Source organism: Candidatus Albibeggiatoa sp. nov. BB20 (assembly GCA_016744725.1).
Taxonomy (GTDB): domain Bacteria; phylum Pseudomonadota; class Gammaproteobacteria; order Beggiatoales; family Beggiatoaceae; genus Albibeggiatoa.
This window is the reverse complement of sequence record JADGDW010000142.1, coordinates 1-12,033: the sequence shown is the minus strand read 5'-3', so window position 1 is coordinate 12,033 and position 12,033 is coordinate 1. Positions and strand designations below refer to the sequence as shown.

General features: G+C 35.0%; 4 protein-coding genes. All 4 read left to right on the top strand.

The window, feature by feature from the left end; all coding sequences use genetic code 11:
- Nucleotides 1-300: 300 nt before the first annotated feature.
- Entirely contained in the window at nt 301-1,242 is a 942-nt protein-coding gene (locus tag ABXH34_RS14470; protein ID WP_353572595.1) for a hypothetical protein, read from the top strand.
- 120 nt (nt 1,243-1,362) lie between these two features.
- Complete coding sequence (locus ABXH34_RS14465) at nt 1,363-7,200, top strand: non-ribosomal peptide synthetase (protein ID WP_353572594.1); 5,838 nt, start codon at nt 1,363-1,365, stop codon at nt 7,198-7,200.
- The gene (locus ABXH34_RS14460) at nt 7,197-11,663 is read left to right on the top strand and encodes a non-ribosomal peptide synthetase (protein ID WP_353572593.1); all 4,467 of its coding nucleotides are present in this window, start codon (nt 7,197-7,199) and stop codon (nt 11,661-11,663) included. The genes ABXH34_RS14465 and ABXH34_RS14460 overlap by 4 nt, the downstream gene beginning before the upstream one ends.
- Nucleotides 11,664-11,785: 122 nt before the next feature.
- Nucleotides 11,786-12,033, top strand: a 248-nt coding sequence (locus ABXH34_RS14455; protein WP_353572592.1) for a hypothetical protein, incomplete at its 3' end; no start/stop codon positions are given.

Below are 12,033 nucleotides of genomic sequence, written 5' to 3'. Positions count from 1 at the left end.
ATTTACTATAATGTCAAAAATAAACTATTGTATTTATTGAAATTTCACTCAATCCTTTCCTCTACTCATGCTTTAAATATAAAATTTATTAAAATAACACTAAAATTTCATTTTTCCTATTTATGAGTTAATTGCTTAAATAGCTATTATTTACAACACCAATATTTTCTTAAACAGCATCTTATTTCCAGTTTAAAACAAGAAAAATTTAATTTTAAAACAATAATTTAACCCTATAAATTACAAGATGGTATATATATTGCCAAACTCAAATAAAACGATTTTATTTGAGTAAGGCGCATGGGCATTCATTTACGTACTAAACCCTATCAAACATATACCCAAAGCCAGCTAGGCGTTGGCGTACATTATGGACAAGTTTGTTTAATAAAAGTGTTGTGGACAAAAGGTAGTAGTCCTATTTTAGATGTTTACGCAGTGCAGCAAGGTGACAATGTTCGACGCATTTTAGCTGACTTTACCCGTCAATATGCAATTAAAAAAAATGATTGTATTAGCGTCATGCGTCCAGGGAGCTATCAGCTATTATTGCTCAAAGCACCTGACGTATCTAAGACAGCTTTACACGCAACCGTCAGAAGCCAAGTACAAGAGCAAGTTGATTTTCATACCGATGATGCGATTATCAACGTGTTTGATATGCCATTGCAAGATAATGGAACAGTGAAAATGATCTATGCTGCTGTGGCAGATAAATCCTTAGTACAAGCCCAAATTGATGACATTGTTGCTGCTAATTTTAAATTACAGGCATTAGAAGTACCTGAAATGGCATTAGCGCGTATTTCTTCACTTTATGCAGAAGATGAACTGGGTATGGGGATGCTATATTTTGCTGAAACACATTGTATTCTCAATCTCACCTTACAAGGGAAATTGTATATTTCACACCGAATTGATATTAGTTTACAAGACCTTGCATCACCAGATAAAAATGAACGAATTAAAATGATAAAGATTTTGTTACGACATATTCAACAAGCCCTCAGTTACTATAAGAGACATTTTTCTTGTCCTGCAATTAAATATTTATCCATTGCACCACTGCCAATATATTTACCTTATGTTCAACAATATCTGGCTTATTATTTGACAGGTGTTACGGTACAACCTTTGGATTTAACTAAACTTTTTATTTGCAAGTATCATCTTACCCCTGCTCAGCAAGCGCAATGTTTACCCATCCTAGGAGCAGCCTTGCAAGGCTATAAAATAGACTAAATATCAATATTATCAATTACTAATATATTGTGCATTAATAATTGTTCTCTGTTGGCTGATAATTGGCAATTGTTTTGGGGTACAATAAGCATAATATTCTTTCTGACTCGATTTTAATCCATGTTAATCCAAGAACAGCACCAAAGGATTGAAAGCTGGAATCACACAGCTAAAACCTATCCATATCAATGCTTGCATCAATTAATTGAATCGCAGGTACAACGCACACCTAATGCCATAGCGGTGCGTATCCATGACCAAAATCTGACATATATGGAACTTAACCGACAGGCAAATCAATTGGCACGTCATCTGATTTCACTGGGTGTTGCTACTGAATCTGTGGTGGGAATCTGTGCCGAGCGTTCGCTAGAAATGGTGGTTGGTTTATTGGCTATTTTAAAAGCTGGGGCGGCTTATTTGCCTTTAGACCCCGATTATCCACAGCAAAGATTGTCTTTTATGTTGGATGATGCACAAATTTCCATTATATTGACTCAAACTCATTTAAGCTTACCTAATAACAATGCTCAACATATTGATCTAAATAAAATAGATGTTAAAAATAATGCAGTAGAAAATTTAAATTTAAATATTGAGCTAGATCACTTGGCTTATGTGATTTATACCTCGGGTTCAACAGGCAATCCTAAAGGCGCAATGAATACCCATTTGGCGATCAGCAATCGTTTATTATGGATGCAAGAGGCTTATCAACTTACTGAATATGATAGCGTATTACAAAAAACGCCTTTTAGCTTTGATGTCTCTGTATGGGAATTTTTCTGGCCATTAATGACAGGTGCACAACTGGTCATGGCGAAACCTAAAGGTCATCAAGACCCGCATTATTTAGCCCAGCTTATTGCACAACAAAAAATTACTACATTGCATTTTGTACCTTCAATGCTAAGAATTTTCTTGCAAACCGCAAAATTACAACTTTGTGAAAATTTAAAACGGATATTTTGTAGTGGAGAAGCCCTGTTAGTTGAATTACAGAATCAATTTTTCAAACAGTTTTCCAATGTAGAATTGCATAATCTTTATGGGCCTACTGAAGCGGCAGTTGATGTTAGTTTTTGGCAATGCCAAGCGGATGAACAAGGTCACACTGTATCAATTGGTAAACCTATTGCGAATTTACAACTTTATATTTTAGATCAAGAAAATCAGCCTGTAGCCATTGGGGAAACAGGGGAATTACATATTGCAGGCATTGGTATTGCGCGTGGCTATCTCAATCGTCCCGAATTGACTCAGGAAAAATTTATTGAAGTCGATTTGCCTTTTTCTGATACAAAGAATCTAAGACTCTATAAAACAGGTGATTTAGCCTGCTATCGGGAAGATGGCAACATTGATTTTTTAGGACGAATAGATCATCAAGTTAAGATTCGAGGTTTTCGGATTGAATTGGGCGAAATTGAAGCAAATTTAAATAATCACCCTGCGATTGCACAATCAGTTGTCACCGCAGTTGAACATCAAAATGACACCAAAATTGCGGCCTATGTCGCACCAGAACCCAATACCCCTTTATATCGTTGGTTAAATTTACAGCAACAAGGTGAGTTGGCCGCTCAGCATAGCTATCAATTGCTTAATGGCATGACCATTATTCATCAAAACAAAGCTGAAACTGACTTTCTTTACCAAGAAATATTTAATCAAAATAGCTATTTACAACATGGTATTTGTATCCCAGACCATGCAATTGTGGTTGATGTTGGTGCAAATATTGGCTTATTCAGTTTATTTGCAGCCCAATACCCTAATACGAAAATCTATGCTTTTGAACCAATTCCACCTATTTTTAATAATTTAAGCCTAAATGCGCATATTTATAATATTGATATTAAACTCTATGCTTGTGGTTTAGCTGATGAGAATAAAACTGCTAATTTTACCTATTATCCACGGGCTTCTCTTATTTCTGGGCAATTTGCTGATAAAGAGGTAGAGAAAAAAGTTTTAACTGCTTATTTAGGTAAATATCAATATTTAACCGAGAAGCAAAAACACAACTTATTAGAAGAAACACTATCGACAAAACGTTTTGAATGTGAGCTGCGTACATTATCCAGTATTATTGAAGAGAATGAAATTCAACATATTGATTTATTAAAAATTGATGTCGAAAAAAGTGAATTATTGGTTTTACAAGGTATTCTGCAACACGATTGGGAAAAAATCCAACAACTTGTGATTGAAATACATAATGTTGATGGGCGTTTGAGCACGATTAAACAGTTGTTAACATCGCATCAATTTGAGTTTGCCATTGAACAAGACTCAGAATTGCAACACACACAGTTGTGTACGATTTATGCGAAACGTAAAACCCTGCAAGCGGCTGAAATATCAGCCTATCAATGGGCAAGCTCTAAAAATTTGACTCATGAATTACGTCATAGTTTAAGTCAAAATTTGCCTGACTATATGTTGCCGAGTTATTACCATTGGTTGATTGATATACCCCTAAATCCTAATGGAAAAGTGGATCGTCATGCTTTGCCTGCCATTGACTTTAGTCAACGTAATGTGCTGATACCTTATGTTGCCCCTCAAAATGAAAAACAAAGCCATTTAGTGAAATTATGGCAACAATTATTAAATATCGAAAAAATCGGCATTAATGACAACTTTTTTGAATTAGGTGGGCATTCTTTACTCGCTGTACAAATGTTAGCTAAAATTCAATCTTTGTGGACAGTTGAGTTAACGCTACATCAACTATTCTCTACCCCAACGATTGCCCAATTAGCGACGCTTATTGGGCAACAGCCACATCCACGCCATATTGATAATTACTCGGCTTCCCAATTAATCCCATTATCTTATCCTCAGAAACAACAATGGTTTATCTGTCAACTTGAGCCAGAGCGACCTATTTATAATGAGCCATTAAGCATTTATTTTTACCAGAATATGGATGAATATGCACTGGAAAAAGCGTTAAATTATTTATTACAACGTCACAGTATTTTACGGACTCAATTCCAAACTTATAATTCAGATCAAGCCAGCCAGAACATTATGGATTCTGCTTATATTGAGCTAGAAACAATTACGGTTGATATTGAACAAACCGCGCTTGATATTGCACATCAGCAAGCAAAAAAAGTATTTGATTTGCAAAATGATTTGTTGATTTCAGCCTGCTTAATTAAATTGTCAGACACAGATTATCGTTTATATTTATCTATTCACCATATTTTACTAGATGGCGTGTCTTTTTATCATATTTTCTTACCAGAACTATATCAGGCTTACCAAGCATTTAGCCAGAACAAAATACCAGAATTAGCAGAAATAACAATAGAATACAAAGATTTTTCATTATGGCAGTATCAGCAAACAGATATAGATGTCGACTTGAATTATTGGAAACATCAGCTTAGAGACCTGCCTGTATTACAGCTACCTACAGATTTTATACGTCCTCAAACTAATACTTTCAATGGTAAAAATTACTTATTTGAGCTTGATGTCCATTTAATGAAACAATTAAAGCAGCTTGCACAACATGAAGGTGTCACATTATTTATGCTGTTGCTTACTGTATTTGCTGTATTGTTAAACCGTTATACAGGGCAGACGGACATTCCAATCGGTACGGTAACTGGAATGAGACAGCGTGCTGAATTTAAATCAGTGATAGGACTATTTTTAAATACTTTAGTGTTAAGAATCAATTTAGCTAAAAACCCTGGCTTTTCCACATTATTGCAACAAATTAAGACAACCACTTTAGCTGCTTATCAACATCAAAATATACCGTTTAACCAACTGATTGAACAATTAAAACCTCAGCAGCGGGCGGGCTATAATCCATTGTTTCAAGTTATGTTTGATTTAGACCCAGAACCTGAATCTGTTGGAAATTGGCAAGCTAATCATTTTGATATTCATACAGATACTGCAAAATTTGATTTAACTTTGGAATTTTATCCAACCCAAGGTCAACTTAAGGGTCGTTTTGAATATAACACTGACTTGTTTTCTGAAAATACAATTCATTATTTTGCCCAACATTTACAAACATTGTTAAACAATATCGTCCAAACCCCATTGCGGCCAATTGCCCAATTTAATATTCTGACTCAATTAGAATATGAACAATTTAATCAGTGGAATCAAACTTATAGTGAGTATCCAAAACAAACCGTTGCGCGTTTATTTGAACAACAAGTGACTAAAACCCCTGATGCGATTGCGTTACAGTTTAATCAGAAAACCTTAACTTATGATGCTTTGAATCAAAGTGCAAATCAATTGGCTCATTATTTAATTTTACAAGGTGTGACAACAGAGACTTTGACCGGTATTTGTATTGAGCGTAGCTTTGAGCTTATTATTGGTTTATTGGCCATTTTAAAAGCGGGTGGGTGTTATGTACCACTTGATCCACAATATCCTAAGCAACGCCTTGATTTTATGTTAGAAGATACTGATATAAAGTATTTATTAACTCAAAGTCAATATATTGAAAATCTACCTGTCACTGAACATATTATTTGCATTGATGAATATGAAAATATTATTACACAAAGTATAGAAAATCCACTTAATCAGGCTGATATTCAAAATTTAGCCTATATTATGTATACTTCGGGTTCAACTGGACAGCCAAAAGGGGTTAGTGTTACTCAGCAAGCCATTGTAAGATTAGTTAAAAATACTAACTACATGCCATTTGATTCAATGTTAAACTTTTTACAACTTTCACCTATTTCCTTTGATGCTTCAACATGGGAAATTTGGGGGAGTTTACTTAATGGCTCAAAGCTGGTAATTGCCCCACCAGAAACGCCAACGCTTGAGCAGTTAGGTCATATTATCCATCAAAATCAAATTACTACCTTATGGCTTACGGCGGGGCTATTTCATCAAATGGTAGAAAATCAATTACATAATTTACAATCTGTACGTTATTTATTAGCAGGTGGTGATGTATTATCCAGTTCTCATGTTCAGCAAATTTTACATAAAACCAATTGTACTTTGATTAATGGCTATGGGCCAACTGAAAACACAACTTTTAGTTGCTGCTACAGTATGAGTAAAAGCACTGAAATAGGTGAAACAATTTTAATTGGAAAACCCATTTGTAATACTCAAGTCTATGTTTTAGATAAATATCAAAGGCCAGTACCTGTTGGGGTGACAGGAGAATTATATATTGCAGGTGATGGCTTAGCCCGTGACTATTTTAATCGCCCAGATTTAAATAAAGATCGATTTACCTATATCTCTTTAGCTTGGTTAAAAACACCACAACGGATGTATAGGACAGGCGATTTAGTACGCTATCATCATGATGGAAATCTTGAGTTTTTAGGGCGTACAGACTATCAAGTAAAAATTCGTGGTTTTAGAATCGAATTAGGGGAAATTGAGACTGCTTTACAGCAGCATCCAGCAATTCAAAATACGATTGTTAGCGCATGGGAACAAAAATCTCATAAATATCTGATTGCTTACTATGTTGCGAATAAAAAGCTTGATACACAACAATTACATGACTTTTTACAGCAAAAATTACCTGACTATATGATACCGCAATTTTTTATTGAAGTGGATCAGTTTAACTTAAATCCAAATGGTAAAGTTGACCGTCAGGCTCTGCCAAAACCCGGATTAAATTCAACAGCTTCAAAAGATGACCCATCTCAAGTGCTGACCGTAACAGAACAAAGCTTACTTACAATTTGGCAAACATTATTGCCTGTCCAAGATTTTACAATTCATGATGACTTTTTTAAATTAGGTGGCCATTCGTTGCTAGCAACACAAGTTATTTCCAGGATAAATCAAGAACATAATCTACAACTCCCTTTGCGTAGTATTTTTGAAGCAACCACTATTGAGCGTTTAGCCAAACAAATAGAAACTTTAGCTTGGATGGATTCAAATGTGAATTCTCAAGCTGAACGAGAAGAAGGCGAACTATGAATATTGCGGAATTTTTAGCCGAATTACAAGCAAAAGATATAAAATTATGGGTTGAAAACGAAAAACTCCGTTACAATGCGCCGAAAGGACAATTTAGTGCTGAATTAAGAGAGATTATTAGCCAGCATAAACCTGAAATTATTCATTATTTAAATGCGACTCATCAAACCAATACACTTGCATTACAGCCTATTCCACGTGAGCAAATATTACCACTTTCTCTAGCACAACAACGTTTATGGTTTTTAGACCAATTAGAAGGTAAAACTGCAACTTATAATATTCCCTATGCAATACGTTTGTATGGAAAATTAGATGTTTTAGCTTTAAAAAATAGCATATTAGCGGTGGTACAACGTCATGAAATATTGCGAACCAATTTCCAGCTACAAGATAATCAAGTTATCCAAATTATTCGATCTGAATGTGACTTAAATGATTTTTTTGAGTTTTTACCGACTATTTCACCTATTGAAACTGAAGTTATTAAATATTTACTTGAACAAGCTCAGAAACCATTTGATTTAAAAGTAGATAGTTTAATCAAAATCATATTAATCAAACAAACAACCGATAAATATATCCTGTTTATTAATATGCATCATATTATTTCTGATGGTTGGTCAATGGATATTTTGTTAAGTGAACTCACAACTTTGTATGATAGCTATTATGAACATGTTGATTGCAATTTAATCTCATTACCAATTCAATATATTGATTATGCACATTGGCAACGAAGCTGGCTACAAGGTGAGATTTTAGCTCGGCAACTTAATTATTGGAAGCAAGCACTTAGCAATATTCCACAGCAATTAGATTTGCCTTTTGATTACTTGCGCCCAGCGATTCAAACCTATCATGGTGCAACTGAAAAAATAGAATTTGGGGCTGATTTATCAAAAAATGTAGTTGATCTAGCAGAAAAGCAACAATCAACCTTATTTATTACGTTGCTAACAGCATTCCAAATTTTACTCTACCGTCATACTGGACAACATGACATTGTGGTTGGTACACCGATTGCTGGACGTACCAAAAGAGAAATTGAAGATTTAATTGGATTTTTTGTTAATACCTTAGCTATTCGAACCAAACTACAATCTAAAGACAGTTTTATAAACATATTACAGCAAGTTAAACAAACTGCTTTAAATGCTTATTCACATCAAGATTTATCTTTTGAACAATTAGTTGCAGAATTACAGCCTGAGCGGAGTTTAAGTCATACGCCGATCTTTCAAGTGATGTTTGTATTTCATCAAAATGAGCCTATTCAAACACCTAGCTTTAAAGATTTGCAAGTTGAACCCTTACCAGAAGTAGATATTGCGGCCAGTAAATTTGATTTAAACTTTCACGTTTGGATTGATAAACAGCAACTTTATGGCAAGCTCTACTATAATACTGATTTATTTAAACCTAAAACAATCCAGTGGATATTGAGCCATTTTAAAAATTTATTAGAATCCATTGTGGCTCATCCTGATGAAAAAATTGTTCATTTAAGCTTATTGAACCCAGAAGACAAAGCAAAACAAAATAATATCCATCCTGCACAACTTTTTACCTTATTTAAGCAATCTGACATAGAACAAACTGTTATAAGCCGTTTTAAGCAATTTGTGAATAAATACCCTTATCATACCGCAGTTAAAACAGCCACTTATACTTGGAACTATCAGATATTAAATCAAAAAGCTAATCAAGTTGCGCATTATTTGCTTAAAACCTGTGGCCACCAAGAACAGCGGATTGCCTTATTATTTGAGCATGATGCGCTGATGTTGATAGGTATTTTGGGAGTGTTAAAAACGGGTAAAACCTATGTGCCACTGCATACAGAGCACCCCATTGAACGCTTGCATAGTGTTGTTGAAGATGCCCAAGCCAGCCTTATTTTGACTCAAGATGAGTGTATGCCTTTAGCTCATAAGATAAGCCATGGTTCTTGGATGATTATCAATGTTGATACTTTACAAGAAAATAGTAAAGATGATCCTGATATTCATATTTCACCTCAAACTCCAGCTTATTTAATGTATACCTCTGGTTCAACAGGCCAACCCAAAGGTGTGATTCAAAGCCACCGTAATATATTGTTTCATATTAAAAACTATACAAATAGCTTACATATCTCACGTCATGATCGTTTATCACAATTTGCATCTTATAGCTTTGATGCAGGCATGATTGATATTTTTGCCGCGTTGTTAAATGGCGCAACATTATATCCAATTAATGTGAAAAACACCCACTTGAATGATTTAGCTAAAATTCTAATCAAAAATAAAATAACTATCTATCATTCTACGCCGACCTTGTTTCGCCATTTCATGTCACATTTAGCAGGTAATGAGAATTTGCAGCATATTCGTGTTTTGACTTTAGGTGGTGAAGCGATAAAAAAACAAGATGTTGAGTTTTATAAAAAATATTTTTCAGATAATACTTTATTTATTAATGGAATAGGCCAAACAGAATCTTCTTTTAATCTACAGTATTTTATTGATAAACAAACAGAAATAAGCAAACCCACTGTGCCTATTGGTTATCCAATGGAAGGTATAGAAATCTTGTTATTAGATGATGAAGGCAATAATGCAGAATTATATGGCGAAATTGCAATTAAAAGTCCTTATGTTGCTTTAGGTTATTGGCGTAAGTCGTTACTTACTCAATCCTTATTCAAGCCTTTAAAACAAGAAAATAGCTTTATTTATCGCTCTGGTGATATGGGATGTTTAACGGCTGATGGTTACTATGAATTTTTAGGTAGAAATGATTTTCAAGTTAAATTGCGGGGGTTTCGGATTGAACTTGGTGAAATTGAAACTTTATTGCTACAGCATACTAATGTCAATGAAGCTGCGGTGATACTGCGTGAAGATATTCCAAATGACAAACGTTTAGTTGCTTATATTGTTTCTAATAATTTGTTGCCTGAACGTATTCCTTATCAAATCAGTTGCTTAGTTGAGTATGAAGATGTTACTTTTGCTATGCAAACTGAAGATATTTCAGAGAGTGGGGTTTGTCTTGAGGGAGATATGTCTGCTAGGTTAGAAGCTGATGTGATGGTGCGTTTATGTCTTGCTCTACCGAATGACAGTCAAGCGCGTTGGTTTAAAGCCAAGGTTGCTTGGAAGCAAGAAAAACAAATTGGGATTCAGTTAATCTTAAATCCGAAAGAACATAATGTTTTACAAAAAAATGTGGACTATTTGATAGAAAAACAGGGCTTATTAAAAGTATCTCAGCGTACTTTAAACAATGCGTTGCGGGATTATTTGCAAAACCAATTGCCTAATTATATGTTGCCTTCAGCCTATGTGATTTTGGATAAACTGCCATTAACCGCCAGTGGTAAAATTGATCGTCGTCAGTTGCCAGCACCACAATACCAAACCATGCAAGATAACTATATTGCACCTCATAATGAAACCGAAACAGAATTAACTAAAATTTGGGAAAAACTGCTAAATGTGTCTCAAATTGGCGTACATGATAATTTTTTCAATTTAGGTGGTCATTCATTACTTATGATTACACTCTTAGGTGAAATCGAGCGAATTTTTGCCAAACGAATTGAATTAACCACTTTATTCCAAGCCCCCACCATTGCTCAATTAGCCCAACATTTACAAGGTGAGTTCATTCAAAATTTACCGCCATCGATTATTCCCATGCAGCCAAAAGGTTCTCGTATCCCATTTTTCTGTGTGGCAGGAGCTGGTGGTGGGGTACATTGGTTTAATGAACTGGCAGCAGAACTCACACCAGAACAACCTTTTTATGCTTTAGAAACCATGGGCTTAGAACCTCTTCCTCGTTATAAAAATAAAAATCGTAGCCAAGCTCAAGCCATAGAATTCGTCAAAGTATTGCGTCAAGTACAGCCGCAGGGTCCTTATTATATTGGTGGGTATTCTTATGGTGGAATTGTTGCACATGAAATGGCGTGTCATTTACAAAGTTTGGGTGAAAGAGTTGGTTTATTAGTCTTTTTAGATAGTTGGAATCCAGCAGCAAGCACGCCCACACACATTCAAATCTTACGTTGGACAAAATATATTTATCGTTTACCCATTAAATTTAAATTTTTATTTTTACGCACTGAAACTAAAAAATTATTGCGTTGGGTTTATAAGCAATTTCTGCTGGCTTTCTATGGACATCAAGAAGTTGCAAAATTTAGACGGATGGATGTGAGCGACTCGCGTTATACACCAAGCTATTATAAGGCCGAAAGTCGTGTTGCGTTATTTCGTTCCAGTGGAGTTAGTATGACTGCACCTAAGGATGAAAATTATGGTTGGCAAGAATTGATTGATGGGGAAGTTGAGGTACATTCAATGCCCGGTAACCACTATGAAATGTTAAGTCAACCTAATGTACAGCTCCTTGCCGATGAATTGCAGGCTTATTTAATTGAAGCACAAGAAGCTTCTAAATATCTTTAACTCGCGTTATGCAAATTCTTCTTGTGTTAGGTGATGCTAGCTTAATCTTGTTCAATAATGCTTTTTTTGTCATCAATATTTAAAATTCATTTGATTTATCAGTGTGATGTGAAGGACTACCCATGGATGAGCTAAATCCAGAATATATTTTACAAGAATGGCAAGATATTGATCGTAGATTGTTACCCACGTTCACGATGATAGGTGCAATGAAGTCAGGTACAACGAGTTTATATCACTACATGAATGAGCATCCTGATATTTATTTCCCTAAACTAAACAACCACCCGCTAAAGACGGGTGGGTTAGAGGCTTGGCGGCTGAAAGCCGGGATACAGGGCGACCAAGCCCTGTTGTCATTAAAGAATTA

Coding starts and splice junctions, on each gene's coding strand:
- ABXH34_RS14470 (WP_353572595.1), top strand. CDS start 301: ATGGGCATTCATTTACGTACTAAACCCTATCAAACATATACCCAAAGC.
- ABXH34_RS14465 (WP_353572594.1), top strand. CDS start 1,363: ATGTTAATCCAAGAACAGCACCAAAGGATTGAAAGCTGGAATCACACA.
- ABXH34_RS14460 (WP_353572593.1), top strand. CDS start 7,197: ATGAATATTGCGGAATTTTTAGCCGAATTACAAGCAAAAGATATAAAA.